Genomic DNA, 21,413 nt, shown 5'->3' on the forward strand with positions numbered 1-21,413 from the left:
AGCAACATGCCCCAACCGTTCTCGACTCACCTAAGTGATGCCGCTATAATGCCGCGTCTTATTGAATGTCTTCGGGATGATTCTGGCGACAGGGAATGTGAATCTGCACTAAGAGAGCATCCCGGTATAACAGACAGATTCAGAGTTGACCGAGCACTGTGATTTTTTTGAGGTAACAAGATGCAAGTTTCAGTTGAAACCACTCAAGGCCTTGGCCGCCGTGTAACGATTACTATCGCTGCTGACAGCATCGAAACTGCTGTGAAAAGCGAGCTGGTCAACGTAGCAAAAAAAGTACGTATTGACGGCTTCCGTAAGGGCAAAGTACCAATGAATGTTGTTGCTCAGCGTTATGGCGCTTCCGTGCGTCAGGATGTGCTGGGTGAACTGATGAGCCGTAACTTTATTGATGCGATCATCAAAGAAAAAATCAATCCGGCCGGCGCGCCAAACTACGTTCCAGGCGAATACAAACTGGGCGAAGACTTCACCTACTCCGTAGAGTTCGAAGTGTATCCGGAAGTTGAGCTGAAAGGTCTGGAATCAATCGAAGTTGAAAAACCGATTGTGTCCGTGACTGACGAAGATGTTGATGGCATGCTGGACACCCTGCGTAAGCAGCAGGCGAACTGGAAAGAGAAAGAAGGCGCTGTTGACGCGGAAGACCGTGTGACCATCGACTTCACCGGTTCTGTAGACGGCGAAGAGTTCGAAGGCGGTAAAGCGTCTGATTTCGTACTGGCAATGGGTCAGGGTCGTATGATCCCAGGCTTCGAAGACGGTATCAAAGGCCACAAAGCTGGCGAAGAATTCACTATTGATGTGACCTTCCCTGAAGAGTACCACGCTGAAAACCTGAAAGGTAAAGCGGCCAAGTTCGCTATCAATCTGAAGAAAGTTGAAGAGCGCGAACTGCCAGAACTGACTGAAGAATTCATCAAACGTTTCGGCGTGGAAGATGGTTCTGTAGCGGGTCTGCGTACAGAAGTGCGTAAAAACATGGAGCGCGAGCTGAACGGCGCTGTGCGTAACCGTGTGAAATCTCAGGCGATCGAAGGTCTGGTGAAAGCGAACGATATCGACGTTCCAGCTGCCCTGATCGACAGCGAAATCGACGTGCTGCGCCGTCAGGCTGCACAGCGTTTCGGTGGCAACCAACAGCAAGCGATGGAACTGCCGCGTGAGCTGTTCGAAGAGCAAGCTAAACGCCGCGTTGTTGTTGGCCTGCTGTTGGGCGAAGTGATTCGTACCCACGAGCTGAAAGCTGACGAAGAGCGTGTGAAAGGCCTGATCGAAGAGATGGCGTCTGCATACGAAGATCCATCAGAAGTTATCGAGTTCTACGGTAAAAACAAAGAGCTGATGGACAACATGCGCAATGTCGCACTGGAAGAGCAGGCTGTTGAAGCGGTACTGGCGAAAGCTAAAGTGTCCGAAAAAGCGACCTCTTTCAACGAACTGATGAACCAGCAGGCGTAATTTCGCCCCAAAGGTTTAAAGTTTGAACAGAAAACCCGTTGCCTTGTGGCAGCGGGTTTTTTTTATCACACCAATAGCCCAGGAAGAGTGCTAAAACGCCCTTTCAGTGTTAGCGTAACAACAAAAGGTTGTTATGCTTGAAATAGGGCACAGTGAACCCCATAAGTGTGTAATCACGATGAATGAGACTGGCTGATAATCCGTCCGTAAGGTTACAATCAGTACAGCAGGTGTTTTCAATTTTGATCCAGGAGACGGAAATGTCATACAGTGGCGAACGAGATAACTTTGCACCCCATATGGCGCTGGTGCCAATGGTTATTGAACAGACCTCACGTGGTGAGCGTTCTTTTGATATCTATTCCCGTCTGCTCAAGGAACGCGTTATCTTTCTGACCGGTCAGGTGGAAGACCACATGGCTAACCTGATCGTGGCGCAGATGCTGTTTCTGGAAGCGGAAAACCCGGAAAAAGACATTTACCTGTACATTAACTCCCCGGGTGGCGTGATTACGGCAGGTATGTCCATTTATGACACCATGCAATTCATCAAGCCTGATGTAAGCACTATCTGTATGGGTCAGGCTGCATCTATGGGCGCGTTCCTGTTAACTGCAGGGGCTAAAGGCAAGCGTTTCTGCTTACCTAATTCCCGCGTGATGATTCACCAGCCGCTGGGTGGTTACCAGGGGCAGGCGACGGATATTGAAATCCACGCCCGTGAAATTCTGAAAGTAAAAGCGCGCATGAATGAACTCATGGCGCAGCATACAGGTCAATCGCTTGAGCAGATCGAGCGCGATACCGAGCGCGATCGCTTCCTCTCTGCTTCAGAGGCAGTTGAGTACGGCTTAGTCGACTCCGTATTGACCCATCGTAATTGATGCCCGCGACGCAAGTGTGCCGCTATACTAAAGTAGGGCGGCACTCTGCCTGAGAGCAGCTTGCGTCTTAGAATGGCATTTGCGTCGTCATGTGCGGCACAAAGAACTTAAAAAGAGGTTTGGACTCATGACAGATAAACGCAAAGATGGTTCGGGCAAACTGCTGTACTGCTCTTTTTGCGGCAAAAGCCAGCATGAAGTGCGTAAACTGATTGCCGGGCCGTCCGTGTATATCTGCGACGAATGTGTCGATTTATGTAACGACATCATTCGCGAAGAGATTAAAGAAGTTGCGCCACACCGTGAACGTAGTGCACTGCCAACACCGCATGAAATTCGTCATCACCTTGACGACTATGTCATCGGTCAGGAGCAGGCCAAGAAAGTGCTGGCGGTAGCGGTATATAACCACTACAAACGTCTGCGTAACGGTGATACCAGCAATGGCGTAGAACTGGGTAAAAGTAACATTTTGCTGATCGGCCCAACCGGTTCCGGTAAAACGTTGCTGGCTGAAACTCTGGCGCGTCTGCTGGATGTTCCGTTCACCATGGCGGACGCTACCACTCTGACCGAAGCGGGTTATGTGGGTGAAGATGTAGAAAACATCATCCAGAAACTGCTGCAGAAGTGCGATTACGACGTACAGAAAGCCCAGCGCGGGATTGTTTACATCGATGAGATCGACAAGATCTCTCGTAAATCTGATAACCCGTCCATTACCCGTGATGTGTCAGGCGAGGGCGTACAGCAGGCACTGCTGAAGCTGATCGAAGGAACTGTTGCGGCCGTTCCACCACAGGGTGGTCGTAAACATCCGCAGCAGGAGTTCCTGCAGGTTGATACCTCCAAGATCCTGTTCATCTGTGGTGGTGCGTTTGCGGGTCTGGATAAAGTTATCTCCCACCGTGTTGAAACCGGCTCCGGCATTGGTTTTGGCGCTACGGTGAAATCGACGTCAGAAAAACCGAACGAAGGCGAACTGCTATCTCAGGTTGAACCAGAAGATCTGATCAAATTCGGTCTGATCCCTGAATTCATTGGCCGTCTGCCGGTTGTGGCAACGCTGAATGAGCTGAGCGAAGACGCGCTGATCCAGATCCTGAAAGAACCGAAAAATGCGCTGACTAAACAGTATCAGGCGCTGTTCAATCTTGAAGGCGTTGATCTGGAGTTCCGTGACGAAGCGCTGGATGCGATTGCCAAGAAAGCGATGATCCGTAAAACCGGTGCCCGTGGCCTGCGTTCAATCGTTGAAGCGGCACTGCTGGATACCATGTACGATCTGCCGTCGATGGAAGACGTTGAGAAAGTGGTGATTGACGAGTCCGTCATTAGCGGTCAAACCAAACCGCTGCTGATTTATGGTAAACCGGAAGCGCAGCAAGCATCTGGCGAATAATTCACCAAATCATACAAGCAGTTAATCAAAAAGGGGGGATTTTATCTCCCCTTTACTTTTTCCGTATTCATGGCGTTGAATGTGTGGGAAACATCCCCATATACTGGATACATGTTAATGGTTGTGTGAAGTACTGTTACATGACCAGCTTACCTGGCGGACACTAAACTAAGAGAGAGCTCTATGAATCCTGAGCGTTCTGAACGCATTGAAATCCCCGTATTGCCGTTGCGCGATGTGGTGGTTTATCCGCACATGGTCATACCCTTATTTGTAGGGCGGGAAAAATCTATCCGTTGCCTCGAATCCGCCATGGATCATGATAAAAAAATCATGCTGGTGGCGCAGAAGGAAGCATCAACGGATGAGCCGGGTGTAAACGATCTTTTCACCGTCGGGACCGTGGCCTCTATTTTGCAGATGCTGAAGCTGCCTGACGGCACCGTCAAGGTGCTGGTAGAAGGCCTGCAGCGTGCGCGTATTACCACTCTGTCTGACAATGGCGAACATTTCTCTGCGAAGGCAGAGTACCTTGATTCGCCTCAGCTTGATGAACGCGAGCAGGAAGTGCTTGTACGTACCGCGATCAGCCAGTTTGAAGGCTATATCAAGCTGAACAAGAAAATCCCACCAGAAGTGCTGACGTCGCTGAACAGCATCGACGATCCTGCCCGTCTGGCGGACACCATCGCTGCACATATGCCGCTGAAGCTGGCTGACAAACAGTCCGTTCTGGAAATGTCCGACGTTAACGAGCGTCTGGAATATCTGATGGCGATGATGGAGTCTGAAATCGATCTGCTGCAGGTTGAGAAGCGTATTCGCAACCGCGTGAAAAAGCAGATGGAGAAATCTCAGCGTGAGTACTATCTGAATGAGCAAATGAAAGCTATTCAGAAAGAACTGGGCGAGATGGACGATGCGCCGGACGAAAACGAAGCGTTGAAGCGCAAGATCGACGCGGCGAAGATGCCAAAAGAGGCAAAAGAGAAAGCGGAAGCGGAATTGCAGAAGCTGAAAATGATGTCTCCAATGTCGGCTGAAGCGACCGTTGTACGCGGCTACATTGAGTGGATGGTGCAGGTTCCGTGGAACGCCCGCAGCAAGGTCAAAAAAGACCTGCGTCAGGCCCAGGAAATCCTCGATACCGACCACTACGGCCTGGAACGCGTGAAAGATCGTATTCTTGAGTACCTCGCGGTACAAAGCCGTGTAAACAAAATCAAAGGCCCAATTCTGTGCCTGGTAGGACCTCCTGGTGTGGGTAAAACCTCTCTGGGTCAGTCCATCGCCAAGGCGACCGGGCGTAAGTACATCCGTATGGCGCTGGGTGGTGTACGCGATGAAGCGGAAATCCGCGGTCACCGTCGTACCTACATCGGTTCTATGCCGGGTAAACTGATCCAGAAGATGGCGAAAGTGGGCGTTAAAAACCCGCTGTTCCTGCTCGATGAGATCGACAAAATGTCATCGGACATGCGCGGCGATCCTGCGTCTGCGCTGCTGGAAGTGCTTGATCCAGAACAGAACGTGGCGTTCAGCGATCACTACCTGGAAGTGGACTACGACCTGAGCGATGTGATGTTCGTGGCGACCTCCAACTCCATGAACATTCCGGCCCCGCTGCTGGATCGTATGGAAGTGATCCGTCTCTCCGGCTATACCGAAGATGAGAAGCTGAACATTGCTAAGCAGCACCTGCTGCCGAAACAGATTGAGCGTAACGCGCTGAAAGCCAACGAGCTGACCGTAGAGGACAGCGCGATTATTGGCATCATCCGCTACTACACCCGTGAAGCGGGCGTGCGTAGTCTTGAGCGTGAAATCTCTAAACTGTGCCGTAAAGCGGTGAAACAGCTGCTGCTGGATAAGAGCCTGAAACACATTGTGATTAACGGCGACAATCTGCATGCCTATCTCGGCGTTCAGCGTTTCGACTATGGTCGCGCGGACAACGAAAACCGCGTGGGTCAGGTGACGGGTCTGGCATGGACGGAAGTGGGTGGCGATCTGCTGACCATCGAAACCGCCTGTGTACCGGGTAAAGGCAAGCTGACCTACACCGGCTCTCTGGGTGAAGTGATGCAGGAATCCATTCAGGCTGCATTGACCGTGGTACGTGCGCGCGCGGAAAAACTGGGTATCAACCCGGATTTCTACGAAAAACGCGACATCCACGTGCACGTTCCTGAAGGCGCGACGCCGAAAGATGGCCCAAGCGCGGGTATTGCCATGTGTACCGCTCTGGTTTCCTGCCTGACGGGGAACCCGGTGCGTGCCGATGTGGCGATGACGGGGGAAATTACCCTGCGTGGACAGGTACTGCCAATCGGTGGATTAAAAGAAAAACTGCTGGCTGCACATCGTGGTGGGATCAAAACGGTATTGATTCCTTACGAGAATAAACGCGATCTGGAAGAGATTCCGGACAACGTAATTGCCGATCTGCAGATCCATCCGGTTAAACGCATTGAGGAAGTTCTTAGTCTCGCACTGCAGAATGAACCCTCCGGAATGCAGGTTGTAACCGCAAAATAGTGACCTCGCGCAAAGAGCGTCAATAAAAACAAGGCTGGTAAGTCATTTCGCACTTGCCAGCCTTTTTTTGTATAGCTAATTTAGATTGCTGATTAGGTCAGCCATCAACAACGGGTGTTGTAAGGTCATGGCAGGCCTGATATAACTGCTGCGCGGTCGCGTTGTGAAGGATTCAGGCGCGATATAAATTATAAAGAGAGGAAGAGAACAGTGAATAAATCTCAACTGATTGACAAAATTGCTGCTGGTGCTGATATTTCTAAGGCTGCAGCTGGACGTGCGTTAGATGCATTAATTGCTTCTGTTACTGAATCTCTGCAGGCTGGGGACGACGTTGCACTGGTAGGCTTCGGTACTTTTGCTGTTAAAGAGCGTGCTGCCCGTACTGGCCGCAACCCTCAGACCGGTAAAGAGATCACCATTGCTGCTGCTAAAGTGCCGGGTTTCCGTGCAGGTAAAGCGCTGAAAGACGCAGTAAACTGATTGCTTTCCCGATTCAGGGAAGCTGAATAGTACAAGGGCGCATCATTTGATGTGCCTTTTTTGTTTGTCCAGACCTGATTTGTGCGAGTTTATGCGAGTTGTGGGCTGACAATCGCCCCGTTTTCTTGTCACAATACGCCTTCACGCGCGACGGGCAGGATTTTCCGTCAGCGTCAGGTAACCAGTCACCTACAGCGGAGTGTTGTTACACCATGATGGACAGCTTACGCACGGCTGCTAACAGTCTCGTGCTCAAGATTATTTTCGGTATCATTATCGTGTCGTTCATATTGACCGGCGTGAGCAGTTACCTTATTGGCGGTGGCGCGAACTATGCCGCAAAAGTGAATGGCCAGGAAATCAGCCGTGGTCAGTTCGAGAATGCTTTTGCCGGTGAACGTAACCGTATGCAGCAACAGCTGGGCGACCAATTCTCTGAACTGGCGGCGAACGAAGGGTATATGAAGACCCTGCGCCAACAGACACTGAACCGTCTTATCGACGAAGCGCTGCTGGATCAGTATGCAAAAAAACTGGGTCTGGGCATCAGTGATGAGCAGGTGAAAAAAGCCATCTTCTCTACACAAGCCTTCCAGTCTAACGGCAAATTCGACAACGCACGTTACAACAGCATCGTCAACCAGATGGGGATGACGGCCGATCAGTACGCTCAGGCGCTGCGTAATCAACTGACCACCCAGCAGCTCATCAATGCCGTCGTGGGCACCGATTTCATGCTCAAAGGTGAAACGGATGAACTGGCAGCATTAGTGTCGCAGCAGCGCGTTGTTCGTGAAGCGACCATTGATGTGAATGCCCTGGCGGCGAAACAGCAGGTGAGCGATGCTGACGTTAATGCTTACTACGAGCAGAATAAGAATACCTTTGTTTCTCCGGAGCAATTCCGTGTGAGCTATATCAAGCTGGATGCCGCTGCGTTGCAGGAAACTGCGTCAGATGCGGAAATCCAGTCTTACTTCGATCAGCATCAGGATCAGTTCACTCAGCCGCAGCGTAACCGCTACAGCGTGATCCAGACCAAAACGGAAGCAGATGCTAAGGCTGTTCTGGACGAACTGAGCAAAGGTGCTGATTTCGCCACCGTCGCGAAAGCGAAATCCACCGATATTATCTCCGCGAAAAACGGCGGTGATATGGGCTGGCTGGAAGATGCAACGACCCCTGATGAGTTGAAAAATGCCGGTCTGAAAGACAAAGGCCAGCTCTCTGGCGTAATCAAGTCTTCCGTTGGTTTCCTGGTCGCGCGTCTGGACGATATTATCCCTGCGAAAACCAAACCACTGACTGAGGTTCGTGATGATATCGCGGCGAAAGTGAAGCAAGAGAAAGCGCTGGATGCCTACTACGCGCTGCAGCAGAAAGTGAGCGATGCCGCCAGCAACGACAACGAGTCTCTGGCTGGTGCAGAGCAGGCGGCTGGTGTGAAAGCGGTTGAGACGGGCTGGTTTGGACGTGACAACCTGCCGGAAGAGCTGAACTTCAAACCGATTTCTGATGCCATCTTCAACGGTGGTCTGGTGGGCGAGAATGGCACCCCTGGCAGTAACTCTGACATCATTACCGTTGACGGCGATCGTGCATTTGTTCTGCGTGTCAGCGAGCACAAACCAGAAGCGATTAAACCGCTGACGGAAGTGAAGGATCAGATTGTCGCCCAGGTTAAGCACAACAAAGCGGAACAACAGGCGAAACTGGATGCTGAGAAGATTCTGGTTGATCTGAAAGCAGGCAAACAGGACGCGCTGAAAGCCGCTGGCCTGAGCTTCGGTGAGGCGAAAACGTTGAGCCGTACCGGTCAGGATCCAATCAGCCAGGCTGCGTTTGGTCTCTCCTTGCCAGCAAAAGACAAACCGAGCTTCGGTACCACAACGGATATGCAGGGCAATGTGGTTCTGCTGGCGCTGGATGAAGTGAAAGCCGGCACGATGCCAGAAGCGCAGAAGAAAGCGATGGTTCAGGGGATTACCCAGAACAACGCCCAGATTGCTTTCGAGGCGATGATGAGCAACCTGCGTAAAGAAGCCAAGATTAAGCTGGGCGATGTGATGACTCAGCAGCAATAATTACGTAACTGCTCGCAGATTTTCGTAACGCTCTGCAAAAACTAAAGGCCGCTTTCGCGGCCTTTTCCATTTCTGTTATCTGTCGTTTGTGCCTGTTTTCCGGGGCGGCTATCGTGGTGTGGCTGTCAACAAACAAGGAGATAACAGCATGAAATGTGGAATCAAAGTACTGCTCATTACACTGGCTATTGCCACCACCGGGATGAGCGCTGGCGCGCTGGCTGCAAAAGCACAGGTCGTACAAAGTCAGGCAGAGACACCAGCACAAACGAATGCTCCCGCCAAAACAACAGGGAGTAACAAAGCGGCTGACAATGATAGCTCGCGAGTCAGTATCAATTCAGCATCAGCAGAGGATATCGCTCGCGTGATGAATGGGGTAGGGCTGAAAAAGGCGCAGGCCATCGTCAGCTACCGTGAAGAGTATGGCCCCTTTAAAACGGTCGACGACCTGAAGCAGGTCCCGGGGATGGGTAGCTCACTGGTTGAGCGCAATCTCTCACACCTGACGTTGTAAATAAGCAATTTCTTGCACTGCTGCAAAAATTTGCCAGGATAATGAGGTCATACCAGTTGTGACCTCTAATCCTATAACAACACTAAAGGCTATTGCGCTATGCAGACAAAAATCAAAGTTCGCGGTTTCCATCTTGATGTATACCAGCATGTCAATAACGCCCGCTATCTTGAGTTTCTTGAGGAGGCTCGCTGGGACGGTCTGGAAAACAGCGAAAGTTTTCAATGGCTGACTGCGCATAACATCGCGTTCGTGGTCGTCAATATTAATATTAACTACCGCCGTCCTGCCGTACTGGGGGATGTGCTGACTGTCACCAGCCAGGTACAGCAGCTAAATGGGAAGAGTGGCGTGTTAAGTCAGGTGGTGACGCTGGATCCCGAAGGACAGGTGGTGGCTGATGCTCTCATTACCTTTGTCTGTATTGATCTTAAAACCCAGAAAGCGCTGCCGCTGGAAGGAGAGTTGCGTGAAAAGCTGGAGCAGATGATCGTGTAGGGTATTTTTCCAGTTCACCTGTGCTGTCGACGCTCATTCGTCGACAGCACGGTGAAGTAACTCTATTTCAGTCCGGTTTTTTTCTGCATCGCGGCCATTACGCCGGCCTTATCGGCCAGGTAGTGATTAAGCCCGTTGGCACGCATGTTACAAGCGGCGCACTGACCGCAACCGTCGCCTTTGATACCGTTATAGCAGGTGAGGGTTTCACTGCGAACCAGGTCCAGTTTGCCCCAGTAGTCCGCCAGTGCCCAGGTCTCTGCTTTATTCAGCCACATCAGTGGTGTTTCAAAGCGCGTCTCTTTTGCCATCCCAAGATTGACCGCGTGGTTTAGTGCCTTCACGAACTCGTCGCGGCAGTCCGGGTAGCCAGAGAAGTCGGTCTCACATACGCCGGTGATCACCGCTTCGGCTTGCACCTGGTAAGCATAAATCGCCGTCAGGGTCAGAAAAAGAATATTACGGCCAGGAACAAAGGTATTTGGGATACCGCTGGCGTCAGGTACATAGTCAGGTACAGGAATACTGTCGCGTGTGAGGCTACTGACGGCGAGTTCATTTAACAGCGTAACGTCCAGCACCTTGTGCGCGCGCGCGCCCAGTTTCAGAGCCAGTTCACGCGCAACGTCGATTTCAGCGCGATGGCGTTGACCGTAATCGAAAGTGACACAGTGAACTTCATCATACTGATGAAGGGCCTGAACCAGGCAGGTAGTAGAATCTTGTCCTCCGCTGAACACGACGACGGCACGTTTCATAAATCATCTCGATAGTTACGATAAAACGTTATGTTACCGCCTGACCACGACGGCGACCAGCTTCTTCACGATTTGGGGGCGGGCAGCCATGCTTCGGTAAAATCAAACCAGCCGCGAGTGTTGAGCCTAATACCGTTGACCCCTGGCGGGGCGCTGATCTGGTATTGATAGTTGAACAGTGGCGTTAGTACAGCTTTTTCCATGAGCTGTGAGAAAATGGCTTTGAGCCCGGCATGTCTGGCCTGTTCGTCGGTCTGGGTCTGTACGGCGTCCAGAGTGGCCTGCAGATGGGCAAACTGCGGCGCGTTCAGCAGGTGTGCCCATAAGACGTCACAGCGCAGCCATTGCTCAAGCGTATATTCCGGCGCTTCGCCAATCAGTCTGTCCCCCATCATGATGTCAGCATCAGCAAGATTTTGGCATCCGTCCCAGGTTTTCGCATCGTAAAAGATGACCGTAAGCTCACAGCCCTGTTGCGCAAGATACAGTTTTAGTTGGCTTGCCATCGTATGTAACTCGACGGGCAAATGGTAAGCCAGTATTAATTTTTCCGGCAGAGGTACATTCGTTAAATCAGGCCACTGCGGGATCGTCCAGCCGGGAAGTAACTCCTCTGTCGGGGTAATCAACCCTTCATCCAGTGGAAGAGTATGCAGAAGCGTTGAGAGATGGATGATATTGATGAGCCGCCGAGCCTGCATTTCACTCAGGCGCGGGCTTTGCTTCAGGGTGAGATAACAAAAACCCAGACTGGTGCTGTTAGTGACCAGACGCAGGCGCTCCAGTTCATCCGGCTCGCCAATGGCGATCTGCACCGGATGGCGACAGCTGGTACCTAACCCATAGTCAAACAGCGACGGTGTTATCCAGTATTCGATAGCTTTAAGCAATGGATGGCTGAGATGGTACTGTTCGTGGCTTTCAAGACGCACCAGGTCGGGGTCGTACACGCTGAGTCTGAAGGGGCCGCTACCCGTCATCGGCTGGTCGGGATGCGCAAGCCGGCTACAGTAGGTTGCCAACCGGTGTGCCAGCCAGAAGTCCGGTTGATGCAGGATAAAGGTCAGGCACTGGGGATGGGTGACTTCAATACGTAAGACGCTCTGGAACAACTTACGCAAGGAAGGCAGGGCAAGCAGTGCCATCAGGCTTTGTTGAAGCTGCATGGTTTCGACCTTATCACCGTTATGCCAGTGTAGCGTTGAGCGAATATAAAAATGCCAGCGCAAACCGTCCTCTGACACTTCCCAGTGATGGGCAAGATCGCCAGTTGGTTCACTGCTGTCGCCGTGAAAGCGTGTTAACCCGGAAAAAACCTGTCCTGCCAGGTGCTGTTCTGCCCGGCCGGGTAAAAAACCCGGATGAAGGGGATCCAGTGAGCGGTAATAGGGAATGCGCAGCGTCGGCGTATCGTTTTGCCATTGCCCGCCTAAGAACGGATGCAGCAATGAACGTAACTCTTGTGGCGCAAGCTGGGCCAGCTCAAGCGCATTGTGCTGCTGTCCATGCTTCAGAGCCTCTTCCATCATCGTATTGCGCAGTGACTCCGGGGAGACATGGAACGTCAGTTCACCGCGCTTTCCGCGACCAGACTGTGCACGCCAGGTAAGCCATCCCGCGTCATGAGCCTGACGCAGCAGCGTTCGAACATGTCTTTCACTACAGAAACAGCGGGTGGCCAGTTCGCTGATGGTGACGTGTTGTGTCGCGCCAGCGGAAGGCTGCCACAAACGGTGATACTGGTTGAGTCGGTTGAGCTGGCGCATGAGAAACCCGGAACAATATTTATCATCTATTCACTATTACTTCCGTATATCTCACGTAATACTGAAGCACAAGTTAACCGCATCACACTTCAGGAGTAATCATGGCTCGGCTCGCTGCATTTGATATGGACGGTACGCTGTTAATGCCGGATCACCGTTTAGGGGAGAAAACCCTGAATACGCTGAAGCGCCTGCACGAGCGTGATGTCACTCTGACGTTTGCCACCGGTCGCCATGTGCTGGAGATGCGCCATTTACTGGGGGCGTTTTCCCTGGACGCTTTTCTGATCACGGGCAACGGGACGCGCATTCATTCCGTGGAAGGGGACGTTCTGCACCGTCAGGATCTTAACCCGGAAGTGGCGGATATCGTACTACACAGTACCTGGGATACGCAGGCCAGCCTCCATGTTTTTAACGATAACGGCTGGTTTACCGGGCGTGAAATACCGGAGCTGTTGCATGCGCATGTCTACAGCGGTTTTAAATATCAGCTTATCGATCTGCGTCGGATCCCTGCCCATGCGGTGACCAAAATCTGTTTTTGTGGCGATCATGACGATCTCTGTCGCTTGCGCATTCAGTTAAATGAGGCTCTGGGTGACAAAGCGCACCTGACCTTTTCGGCGGTGGATTGCCTTGAGGTGCTTCCCGTGGGCTGTAACAAAGGTTCTGCCCTGGCGGTACTGAGTGACCACCTGGGCTTGACGCTGCAGGATTGTATGGCGTTTGGTGATGCCATGAATGACCGCGAGATGCTGGGCAGCGTGGGGCGCGGTTTGATAATGGGGAATGCGATGCCGCAGCTAATTGCAGAACTTCCTCATCTGCCTGTTATCGGGCATTGCGGTAACGAAGCGGTGTCCCATTTTTTGACGCATTGGCTGGACAACAACAACCTCCCATATTCCCCCGAATAGTGAGACCCTTCCAGCAAGCCAGACTTCGGTCTGGCTTTTTTTATTTCACCAGCTGTGCAATTTGTGCTTTCCAGGGCTCAATATCGCCGATATTTGCCTGCACCCATTGCGCATTGTAATAGGTCTCAAGGTAGCGCTCGCCGCTGTCGCAGAGCAGGGTGACGATGGAGCCGGTTCGACCCTCTTCACGCATACGTACTGCGAGCTGCAGGGCTCCCCACATATTGGTCCCGGTAGAAGCCCCGACTTTGCGGCCAAGTTGCGTTTCCAGCCAGTGCGCGGTGGCGACACTTGCGGCATCCGGCACGCGCAACATCTCATCCACCACATCCGGGATGAACGACGGTTCCACGCGTGGGCGGCCAATCCCTTCAATTTTACTGCCCACCGGGCTGCGCAGGCCGATATCGCGGTTCTGCCAGTAGTCGAGGAACACGGAGTTTTGCGGATCAACCACCATCAGTTGGGTGTCGTAGCCCTGGCAGCGGATATAACGCCCGATGGTGGCGGAGGTGCCGCCCGTCCCGGCGCTCATCACAATGTATGAGGGAACGGGATGCGGCTCGTGGGACATCTGGCGGAAAATACTGTCGGCGATATTGTTATTACCGCGCCAGTCGGTGGCTCGTTCCGCAAAAGTGAACTGATCCATGTAGTGGCCGTTCAGCTCGCGTGCCAGCATTTCAGATGCCGCGTAGATTTCACAGGCGCTTTCCACAAAGTGGCATCGTCCGCCGTAGAATTCGATCTGTTCAATTTTACGTTTCGCCGTGCAGGAAGGCATCACGGCGATGAAGGGTAAACCCAGCAGGCGGGCAAAATAGGCTTCAGACACCGCCGTTGAACCGGATGAGGATTCAATGATGGTGGTACCTTCTTTAATCCAGCCGTTACATAAACCGTATAAAAACAGTGAACGCGCCAGGCGATGCTTCAGGCTACCGGTAGGATGGGTGCTTTCATCTTTCAGATAGAGCTGAATACCGTCAAATCCCGGCAGGGAAAGTCGAATCAGGTGCGTATCCGCCGAGCGCTGATAGTCGGCATTGATTTCGCTGATGGCATGTTTAACCCAGGAGCTATTCATCGTAGTTATCCGTTTGTCATTTTGTGCCCAGCATAGCGAAAAGCACAGAAAAAATTGTTGCTATCTGGCCTTTAAAATAGAATGAAGGGAGAAAAATTTTCTCTGTGAGGTGGGTATGCTAGATAAAATTGACCGCAAGCTCCTTTCATTGCTGCAAAGTGACTGTACCCTCTCTTTGCAGGCGCTGGCAGATGCCGTTAATCTGACCACCACACCGTGCTGGAAGCGCCTCAAGAAGCTTGAAGATGACGGCATTCTTCTGGGACGCGTCGCGTTATTAGATCCCGAAAAACTGGGGCTTGGGTTAACGGCATTTGTGCTGATTAAAACCCAGCATCACAGCAGCGAGTGGTATTGCCGTTTTGTCACTCAGGTTTCTGACATGCCTGAGGTGCTCGGTTTCTGGCGTATGGCCGGAGAGTACGATTACCTGATGCGCGTTCAGGTAGCTGACATGAAGCGCTATGACGATTTTTACAAACGACTTGTGAACAGCGTGCCGGGCTTGTCGGACGTCACCTCGAGCTTCGCCATGGAACAGATTAAATACACCACAGCACTACCTATTGAATAACTTCGTAAAATACCTTCAGGAACAAACCGCGTGCGATTATTTGCCCAATTAAGCTGGTACTTTCGTCGGGAGTGGCAACGCTACATCGGTGCAGTAGCCCTGCTTATTATCATTGCCATCCTGCAGCTGATCCCGCCGAAGGTGGTGGGCTACGTCGTGGATGGCGTCACCGAACAACATTACACCACCGCACGGGTGTTGATGTGGGTTGGCACGTTGGTGCTGACGGCCGTCATTGTCTATCTGCTGCGCTACGTCTGGCGCGTGCTCCTTTTTGGCGCTTCCTATCAGCTGGCCGTTGAGCTGCGTGAAGATTTTTACCGCCAGCTGAGCCGACAACACCCAGAGTTTTATCTGCGACATCGCACCGGGGATCTCATCGCACGCGCGACAAACGACGTCGATCGCGTGGTGTTCGCCGCAGGAGAAGGGGTGTTAACGCTGGTGGATTCTCTGGTCATGGGGTGCGCAGTACTGATTGTGATGTCGACCCAGATCAGCTGGCAGCTCACCCTGCTGGCATTGTTGCCGATGCCGCTGATGGCACTGGCGATCAACCGTTTTGGTGAGCAACTGCATGAGCGCTTTAAGCTGGCGCAGGCGGCGTTCTCTTCACTGAACGACCGTACGCAGGAGAGTATGACCAGCATCCGTATGATTAAAGCCTTTGGTCTGGAGGACAGACAATCAGCACTGTTTGCAGCCGATGCCGCAGACACGGGGGCGAAGAATATGCGCGTCGCGCGAATTGATGCGCGTTTTGACCCGACAATCTATGTCGCGATCGGCATGGCAAACCTGCTGGCTATTGGTGGGGGGAGCTGGATGGTGGTACAGGGCGCGTTAACCCTGGGACAATTGACCAGCTTTGCGATGTACCTGGGGCTGATGATCTGGCCGATGCTGGCATTGGCCTGGATGTTTAACATCGTGGAGCGCGGCAGCGCCGCCTACAGCCGTATTCGCGCCATGCTGGCCGAAGCACCGGTGGTGAATGACGGCAACGAAGCCGTACCGGAAGGGCGCGGTGTCATAAATGTTGACGTCCGTAAGTTTGTTTATCCGCAAACGGAACATCCGGTACTGGAGAACGTTAGTTTTACGCTCAAGCCTGGTCAGATGTTGGGCATTTGTGGCCCAACAGGTTCTGGCAAAAGTACCGTGCTCTCATTGATTCAGCGCCACTTTGACGTCACGCAGGGCGATATTCGCTTCCATGATATTCCCCTGACGCAACTGCTGCTGGACGACTGGCGAGGTCGTCTGGCGGTCGTCAGCCAGACGCCGTTTTTATTTTCGGACACGGTAGCAAACAATATCGCCCTCGGACGCCCGTCGGCGACGCAGGAAGAGATTGAGCATGTGGCGCGTTTAGCCAGCGTACATGATGATATTTTGCGTCTGCCGCAGGGCTACGAAACGGAAGTCGGGGAACGTGGCGTCATGTTGTCCGGAGGACAAAAGCAGCGAATCTCAATTGCCCGCGCGCTGCTTCTCAATGCCGAAATCCTGATTCTTGATGATGCGCTTTCCGCTGTGGATGGGCGTACCGAACACCAGATCCTGCATAATCTGCGCCAGTGGGGCGACGGACGTACGGTGATTATCAGTGCCCACCGTTTGTCGGCGTTGGCGGAAGCCAGCGAAATTTTAGTGTTGCAGCATGGGCACATTGCCCAGCGCGGGCAGCATGAAAAACTGGCTGAGCAATCGGGCTGGTATCGCGACATGTATCGTTATCAACAGCTTGAAGCGGCGCTGGATGATGCCCCGGAGCAGGATACGGAGGCCGCTAATGCGTAAATTTGGCTCGATGTGGCCGACGCTAAAACGTCTGCTGGCCTACGGTTCACCGTGGCGAAAACCGCTGTCTGTTGCCGTGCTGTTGCTCTGGATTGCGGCGATTGCTGAAGTCAGCGGTCCACTGCTTATTAGCTATTTCATCGACAATATGGTTGCCAAAAGCTACCTGCCTCTGGGGCTGGTGGCGGGCCTGGGTGTGGCTTACGTTGGCTTACAGCTGACGGCGGCGGGGCTTCATTATGCCCAGTCGTTGCTGTTTAACCGTGCAGCCGTGGGGGTCGTGCAGCAGTTGCGTACCGATGTCATGGACGCTGCGCTGCGCCAGCCGCTCAGTGAGTTTGATACCCAGCCGGTCGGGCAGGTGATTTCACGCGTGACCAACGATACGGAGGTGATCCGCGATCTGTACGTCACCGTGGTGGCAACCGTCCTGCGCAGCGCGGCGCTGATTGGCGCGATGCTGGTGGCGATGTTCAGCCTCGACTGGCGTATGGCACTGGTGGCGATCACCATCTTCCCGGCGGTGTTGATTGTGATGATTATCTATCAACGTTACAGCACTCCCATTGTGCGTCGGGTGCGAGCCTATCTGGCCGATATTAATGATGGCTTCAATGAAGTGATCAACGGCATGAGCGTCATCCAGCAGTTCCGCCAGCAGGCACGTTTTGGCGAGCGGATGGGCGAAGCCAGTCGTTCACACTATATGGCGCGTATGCAGACGCTGCGGCTTGACGGTTTCCTGTTACGCCCGCTGTTGAGCCTCTTCTCCGCGCTGGTGCTCTGTGGTCTGCTCATGCTGTTTGGCCTGACCACTCACGGAACCATTGAGGTTGGGGTCCTGTATGCTTTTATCAGCTACCTTGGCCGCCTTAACGAACCGTTGATTGAGCTTACGACACAGCAGTCGATGCTCCAGCAGGCCGTCGTGGCAGGGGAGCGAGTGTTCGAGTTGATGGACAGACCGCGTCAGACCTACGGCAACGATGACCGCGCGCTGCAAAGCGGGGCCATTGCCTTTGATAACGTCTCGTTTGCTTATCGCGAAGACCGGCTGGTATTACAGGACATCACGCTGGATGTCCCGTCGCGGGGCTTTGTTGCGCTGGTGGGGCATACCGGCAGCGGTAAGAGTACGCTCGCAAGCCTGTTGATGGGTTACTACCCGCTAAGCCAAGGTGAAATTCGCCTCGACGGACGCCCGCTCGCGTCTCTCAACCATAATGTGTTACGTAAAGGCGTTGCAATGGTGCAGCAGGATCCGGTCGTGATGGCGGATACCTTCTACGCCAACGTGACGCTGGGTCGGGACTATACCCATGAACAGGTCTGGGATGTGCTGGAGAAAGTGCAGCTGGCAGAGCTGGCTCGTGGGTTCAGCGACGGGATCAATACGAAGCTGGGTGAGCAGGGGAACAATCTCTCTGTTGGGCAAAAACAGCTTCTGGCGCTGGCGCGGGTACTGATTGAAACGCCGCAAATTTTGATTCTGGACGAAGCAACGGCCAGTATTGATTCCGGTACCGAACAAGCTATCCAGCAGGCACTTGCCGCCGTGCGTGACCATACGACGCTGGTGGTAATTGCCCACCGCCTTTCCACGATTGTTGAGGCGGATACTATTCTGGTGCTGCACCGTGGACAAGCCGTTGAGCGCGGTACACACCGGGAGTTGCTGGAAGCAAAAGGGCGCTACTGGCAGATGTACCAGTTGCAACTGGCAGGCGAAGAGCTGGCTGCCAGCGTGCGCGAGGAAGAGTCACTGAGCGCCTGACGCACCAAAATGAGGCGGCGCACTAACAGTCATTCCTGTTGGTGCAAAACTGAAACGCACCGTGCACCGGCATGGTGCGTTTTTTTTCACCCGTTTGTTGATCAAGGCCGCGTAACGCTCCTTGCACCGCGATTCACCCTGTTTTTCATTTCTGGCACACCCCTTGCAATATCCTCTGCGTTAGCTGCGGCCATTACCGAATTCTGACTGGAGGGGATCTATGAAGCTGGTTACGGTTGTAATCAAACCATTCAAACTCGAAGACGTGCGTGAAGCGTTGTCTTCAATGGGTATTCAGGGACTGACTGTCACCGAAGTGAAAGGCTTTGGTCGTCAGAAAGGTCATGCCGAGCTTTATCGCGGGGCGGAATACAGCGTTAACTTCCTGCCAAAAGTAAAAATTGATGTCGCGATTGCTGATGACCAGCTTGATGAAGTCATCGATGTGATCAGCAAAGCGGCCTACACCGGCAAAATTGGCGACGGCAAAATTTTCGTTGCCGAACTGCAGCGCGTCATTCGCATCCGTACCGGCGAATCTGACGAAGCGGCACTGTAAGTAACTCCTGGCACACAGTGATAGGGATCGAGAAAATGAAGATAGCAACACTTAAAACGGGTCTGGGTTCGCTGGCACTGCTGCCGGGCCTGGCGCTGGCTGCTGCTCCTGCGGTGGCAGACAAAGCCGATAACGCCTTTATGATGATCAGCACCGCGCTGGTGCTGTTCATGTCTATTCCGGGCATCGCGCTGTTTTACGGCGGCCTGATCCGTGGCAAAAACGTTCTCTCCATGCTGACGCAGGTTGCCGTGACGTTTGCACTGGTCTGCGTGCTATGGGTGGTTTACGGTTACTCGCTGGCCTTCGGCACGGGCAACGCCTTCTTTGGCAACTTCGACTGGGTGATGCTGAAAAATATTGAGCTGACCGCGCTGATGGGTAGTTTCTATCAGTACATTCATGTTGCTTTCCAGGGTTCGTTCGCCTGTATTACCGTGGGGCTGATTGTGGGCGCGCTGGCTGAACGTATTCGCTTCTCTGCGGTGCTGATTTTTGTCGTGGTCTGGCTGACGCTCTCCTATGTGCCAATTGCACACATGGTCTGGGGTGGTGGTCTGCTGGCAACGCACGGTGCGCTGGACTTCGCAGGTGGTACCGTTGTACACATCAACGCCGCGGTAGCGGGTCTGGTAGGGGCCTATCTGATTGGCAAACGTGTTGGCTTCGGTAAAGAGGCGTTCAAACCGCACAACCTGCCGATGGTCTTTACGGGTACTGCGATCCTCTACTTTGGCTGGTTCGGCTTCAACGCCGGTTCGGCAAGTGCCGCGAACGAAATTGCCGCACTGGCTTTCGTGAATACTGTGGTGGCAACGGCGGGTGCAATCCTCTCCTGGGTATTTGGTGAGTGGGCGGTGCGCGGTAAACCTTCCCTGCTGGGTGCCTGTTCAGGGGCGATTGCCGGTCTGGTTGGCATCACGCCAGCGTGTGGTTATGTAGGTGTAGGCGGTGCGCTGCTGGTCGGTCTGGTGTCCGGTCTGGCGGGTCTGTGGGGCGTGACTGCACTGAAACGTATTCTGCGCGTTGATGACCCTTGCGATGTGTTTGGTGTACACGGCGTGTGCGGCATCATCGGTTGTATCATGACAGGTATCTTCGCTGCGAAATCGCTCGGTGGTGTGGGCTACGCTGAAGGCGTCACCATGGTTCATCAGGTGCTGGTGCAGCTGGAAAGTATTGCTATCACCGTGGTGTGGTCTGCGGTTGTCGCGTTCATCGGCTACAAGCTGGCGGACATGACGGTCGGTCTGCGCGTACCGGAAGAGCAGGAACGCGAAGGTCTGGATGTGAACAGCCACGGCGAGAATGCGTATAACGCATGATCTGAGTGTCTTGCCGGGTGGCGGCTTCGCCTTACCCGGCCTACAACAGCACAAAACGTAGGCCCGGTAAGCGTCGCGCCACCGGGCTTTTTACATCAACCTCTGTTACGCATTACCCCTTCCTGCACCGTTGAAGCCACCAGCACGCCTTCCTGAGTATAAAACTCCCCACGCACAAACCCGCGGGCGCTGGATGCCGACGTACTCTCCACGCTGTAGAGCAGCCACTCATTCATGTTGAAGGGACGGTGGAACCACATCGAGTGATCGATCGTCGCGACCTGCATCCCTTTTTCCAGGAACCCAACGCCGTGCGGCTGCAGCGCCACCGGCAGGAAGTTGAAATCAGACGCGTAGCCCAGCAGATACTGATGCACTCGGAAATCTTCCGGCACGGTGCCGTTAGCCCGGATCCACACCTGGCGCTTCGGCTCGGCGGGGTGACCCTTCATCGGGTTATGGAACTCAACCGGGCGGATCTCCAGCGGTTTATCGCAGAGAAACTTTTCTTTGACCTGAGGCGGAAGCAGATGCGCCAGCGCACGGGCGATATCCGTTTCTGATTTGAGATCGTCTGGCGCGGGTGCCGTCGGCATCACTTTCTGGTGTTCATATCCGGACTCCGGCGCCTGGAAAGAGGCGGTCATGTAAAAGATTGGCTTACCGTTCTGAATGGCTGCTACGCGGCGCGCGCTGAAACTGTTGCCATCTCGCAAGACTTCGACGTCATAAACAATCGGTTTTGCGCTATCGCCGGGGCGTAAGAAGTAGCTGTGGAATGAATGCACCAGACGGTCTGCCGGGACAGTCTCCTTTGCAGCGTACAGCGCTTGTCCAACGACTTGCCCGCCGAAGACCTGGCGTAAGCCCAAATCTTCGCTCTGTCCGCGAAAGAGTCCTTCCTCAATTTTTTCCAGATTCAGTAATGTCAGCAGATTGTTCAGTGCCTGACTCATAGTTGT

Annotated in this window: 18 protein-coding genes; 14 read left to right on the forward strand and 4 right to left on the reverse strand. The window is 53.3% G+C overall.

Annotated features, from left to right (window positions below; all coding sequences use genetic code 11):
* The first annotated feature begins 180 nt into the window (after positions 1 to 180).
* The 8 genes from tig (at position 181) to AAHF05_RS04875 (ending at position 9,885) form a co-directional block, all read left to right on the forward strand.
* On the forward strand, positions 181 to 1,479 hold the full coding sequence (tig, locus tag AAHF05_RS04840) for a trigger factor (RefSeq protein ID WP_129323822.1): 1,299 nt from the start codon (positions 181 to 183) through the stop codon (positions 1,477 to 1,479).
* Positions 1,480 to 1,739: 260 nt separating this feature from the next.
* Entirely contained in the window at positions 1,740 to 2,363 is a 624-nt protein-coding gene (gene clpP, locus AAHF05_RS04845) for an ATP-dependent Clp endopeptidase proteolytic subunit ClpP (RefSeq protein WP_020885210.1), read from the forward strand.
* Positions 2,364 to 2,490: 127 nt separating this feature from the next.
* On the forward strand, positions 2,491 to 3,765 hold the full coding sequence (gene clpX / locus AAHF05_RS04850; protein WP_024906819.1) for an ATP-dependent protease ATP-binding subunit ClpX: 1,275 nt from the start codon (positions 2,491 to 2,493) through the stop codon (positions 3,763 to 3,765).
* A 183-nt stretch (positions 3,766 to 3,948) separates the two neighbouring features.
* Positions 3,949 to 6,303: an endopeptidase La gene (gene lon, locus AAHF05_RS04855; RefSeq protein ID WP_049007494.1), complete on the forward strand. Its 2,355-nt coding sequence runs from the start codon at positions 3,949 to 3,951 to the stop codon at positions 6,301 to 6,303.
* 210 nt (positions 6,304 to 6,513) lie between these two features.
* A complete protein-coding gene (gene hupB, locus AAHF05_RS04860; protein WP_002444653.1) occupies positions 6,514 to 6,786 on the forward strand; it encodes a nucleoid-associated protein HU-beta in 273 nt (90 codons plus the stop codon).
* A gap of 212 nt (positions 6,787 to 6,998) precedes the next feature.
* Positions 6,999 to 8,870 (forward strand): peptidylprolyl isomerase, encoded by a 1,872-nt coding sequence (ppiD, locus tag AAHF05_RS04865; protein ID WP_129323823.1) that lies wholly within the window; start codon positions 6,999 to 7,001, stop codon positions 8,868 to 8,870.
* 148 nt (positions 8,871 to 9,018) lie between these two features.
* On the forward strand, positions 9,019 to 9,387 hold the full coding sequence (locus AAHF05_RS04870) for a helix-hairpin-helix domain-containing protein (protein WP_129323824.1): 369 nt from the start codon (positions 9,019 to 9,021) through the stop codon (positions 9,385 to 9,387).
* 99 nt (positions 9,388 to 9,486) lie between these two features.
* Positions 9,487 to 9,885, forward strand: a complete 399-nt coding sequence (locus AAHF05_RS04875; RefSeq protein ID WP_028017637.1) for a YbgC/FadM family acyl-CoA thioesterase — start codon at positions 9,487 to 9,489, stop codon at positions 9,883 to 9,885.
* A gap of 62 nt (positions 9,886 to 9,947) precedes the next feature.
* Here AAHF05_RS04875 and queC read toward each other — a convergent pair whose 3' ends face one another.
* Together queC and AAHF05_RS04885 are read right to left on the reverse strand one after the other, a co-directional pair.
* Entirely contained in the window at positions 9,948 to 10,643 is a 696-nt protein-coding gene (queC, locus tag AAHF05_RS04880) for a 7-cyano-7-deazaguanine synthase QueC (RefSeq protein WP_374936437.1), read from the reverse strand.
* Positions 10,644 to 10,708: 65 nt separating this feature from the next.
* A complete protein-coding gene (locus tag AAHF05_RS04885; RefSeq protein WP_129323826.1) occupies positions 10,709 to 12,409 on the reverse strand; it encodes an SgrR family transcriptional regulator in 1,701 nt (566 codons plus the stop codon).
* 101 nt (positions 12,410 to 12,510) lie between these two features.
* Between AAHF05_RS04885 and cof the strand changes: the two genes are divergently transcribed.
* The gene (cof, locus tag AAHF05_RS04890; protein ID WP_332616833.1) at positions 12,511 to 13,329 is read left to right on the forward strand and encodes an HMP-PP phosphatase; all 819 of its coding nucleotides are present in this window, start codon (positions 12,511 to 12,513) and stop codon (positions 13,327 to 13,329) included.
* Between the two features lie 40 nt (positions 13,330 to 13,369).
* Here cof and AAHF05_RS04895 read toward each other — a convergent pair whose 3' ends face one another.
* The gene (locus tag AAHF05_RS04895) at positions 13,370 to 14,416 is read right to left on the reverse strand and encodes a PLP-dependent cysteine synthase family protein (RefSeq protein ID WP_049007488.1); all 1,047 of its coding nucleotides are present in this window, start codon (positions 14,414 to 14,416) and stop codon (positions 13,370 to 13,372) included.
* A gap of 115 nt (positions 14,417 to 14,531) precedes the next feature.
* Here AAHF05_RS04895 and AAHF05_RS04900 point away from each other — a divergent pair, with 115 nt between their 5' ends.
* From AAHF05_RS04900 to amtB, 5 genes are all read left to right on the forward strand, one after another.
* Positions 14,532 to 14,990, forward strand: a complete 459-nt coding sequence (locus AAHF05_RS04900; protein WP_015571267.1) for an Lrp/AsnC family transcriptional regulator — start codon at positions 14,532 to 14,534, stop codon at positions 14,988 to 14,990.
* 30 nt (positions 14,991 to 15,020) lie between these two features.
* Positions 15,021 to 16,793, forward strand: a complete 1,773-nt coding sequence (locus tag AAHF05_RS04905; protein ID WP_129323828.1) for a SmdA family multidrug ABC transporter permease/ATP-binding protein — start codon at positions 15,021 to 15,023, stop codon at positions 16,791 to 16,793.
* Entirely contained in the window at positions 16,786 to 18,567 is a 1,782-nt protein-coding gene (locus AAHF05_RS04910) for a SmdB family multidrug efflux ABC transporter permease/ATP-binding protein (RefSeq protein ID WP_128348517.1), read from the forward strand. Before AAHF05_RS04905 ends, AAHF05_RS04910 begins: the two co-directional genes overlap by 8 nt.
* Before the next feature lie 220 nt (positions 18,568 to 18,787).
* Positions 18,788 to 19,126, forward strand: a complete 339-nt coding sequence (gene glnK / locus AAHF05_RS04915; protein WP_008503304.1) for a P-II family nitrogen regulator — start codon at positions 18,788 to 18,790, stop codon at positions 19,124 to 19,126.
* Between the two features lie 35 nt (positions 19,127 to 19,161).
* Positions 19,162 to 20,451: an ammonium transporter AmtB gene (amtB, locus tag AAHF05_RS04920; protein WP_129323829.1), complete on the forward strand. Its 1,290-nt coding sequence runs from the start codon at positions 19,162 to 19,164 to the stop codon at positions 20,449 to 20,451.
* A gap of 95 nt (positions 20,452 to 20,546) precedes the next feature.
* Here amtB and tesB read toward each other — a convergent pair whose 3' ends face one another.
* Entirely contained in the window at positions 20,547 to 21,407 is an 861-nt protein-coding gene (gene tesB, locus AAHF05_RS04925; RefSeq protein WP_129323830.1) for an acyl-CoA thioesterase II, read from the reverse strand.
* Positions 21,408 to 21,413: the final 6 nt, after the last annotated feature.

The sequence above is a fragment of the Enterobacter adelaidei genome, from assembly GCF_041937165.1.
GTDB lineage: Bacteria > Pseudomonadota > Gammaproteobacteria > Enterobacterales > Enterobacteriaceae > Enterobacter > Enterobacter adelaidei.

Bases quoted from the DNA above. Each gene is read 5' to 3' on its own strand.
- tig (WP_129323822.1), top strand. From the start codon at position 181: ATGCAAGTTTCAGTTGAAACCACTCAAGGCCTTGGCCGCCGTGTAACG.
- clpP (WP_020885210.1), top strand. From the start codon at position 1,740: ATGTCATACAGTGGCGAACGAGATAACTTTGCACCCCATATGGCGCTG.
- clpX (WP_024906819.1), top strand. From the start codon at position 2,491: ATGACAGATAAACGCAAAGATGGTTCGGGCAAACTGCTGTACTGCTCT.
- lon (WP_049007494.1), top strand. From the start codon at position 3,949: ATGAATCCTGAGCGTTCTGAACGCATTGAAATCCCCGTATTGCCGTTG.
- ppiD (WP_129323823.1), top strand. From the start codon at position 6,999: ATGATGGACAGCTTACGCACGGCTGCTAACAGTCTCGTGCTCAAGATT.
- AAHF05_RS04870 (WP_129323824.1), top strand. From the start codon at position 9,019: ATGAAATGTGGAATCAAAGTACTGCTCATTACACTGGCTATTGCCACC.
- AAHF05_RS04875 (WP_028017637.1), top strand. From the start codon at position 9,487: ATGCAGACAAAAATCAAAGTTCGCGGTTTCCATCTTGATGTATACCAG.
- queC (WP_374936437.1), bottom strand. From the start codon at position 10,643: ATGAAACGTGCCGTCGTCGTGTTCAGCGGAGGACAAGATTCTACTACC.
- AAHF05_RS04885 (WP_129323826.1), bottom strand. From the start codon at position 12,409: ATGCGCCAGCTCAACCGACTCAACCAGTATCACCGTTTGTGGCAGCCT.
- cof (WP_332616833.1), top strand. From the start codon at position 12,511: ATGGCTCGGCTCGCTGCATTTGATATGGACGGTACGCTGTTAATGCCG.
- AAHF05_RS04895 (WP_049007488.1), bottom strand. From the start codon at position 14,416: ATGAATAGCTCCTGGGTTAAACATGCCATCAGCGAAATCAATGCCGAC.
- AAHF05_RS04900 (WP_015571267.1), top strand. From the start codon at position 14,532: ATGCTAGATAAAATTGACCGCAAGCTCCTTTCATTGCTGCAAAGTGAC.
- AAHF05_RS04910 (WP_128348517.1), top strand. From the start codon at position 16,786: ATGCGTAAATTTGGCTCGATGTGGCCGACGCTAAAACGTCTGCTGGCC.
- glnK (WP_008503304.1), top strand. From the start codon at position 18,788: ATGAAGCTGGTTACGGTTGTAATCAAACCATTCAAACTCGAAGACGTG.
- amtB (WP_129323829.1), top strand. From the start codon at position 19,162: ATGAAGATAGCAACACTTAAAACGGGTCTGGGTTCGCTGGCACTGCTG.
- tesB (WP_129323830.1), bottom strand. From the start codon at position 21,407: ATGAGTCAGGCACTGAACAATCTGCTGACATTACTGAATCTGGAAAAA.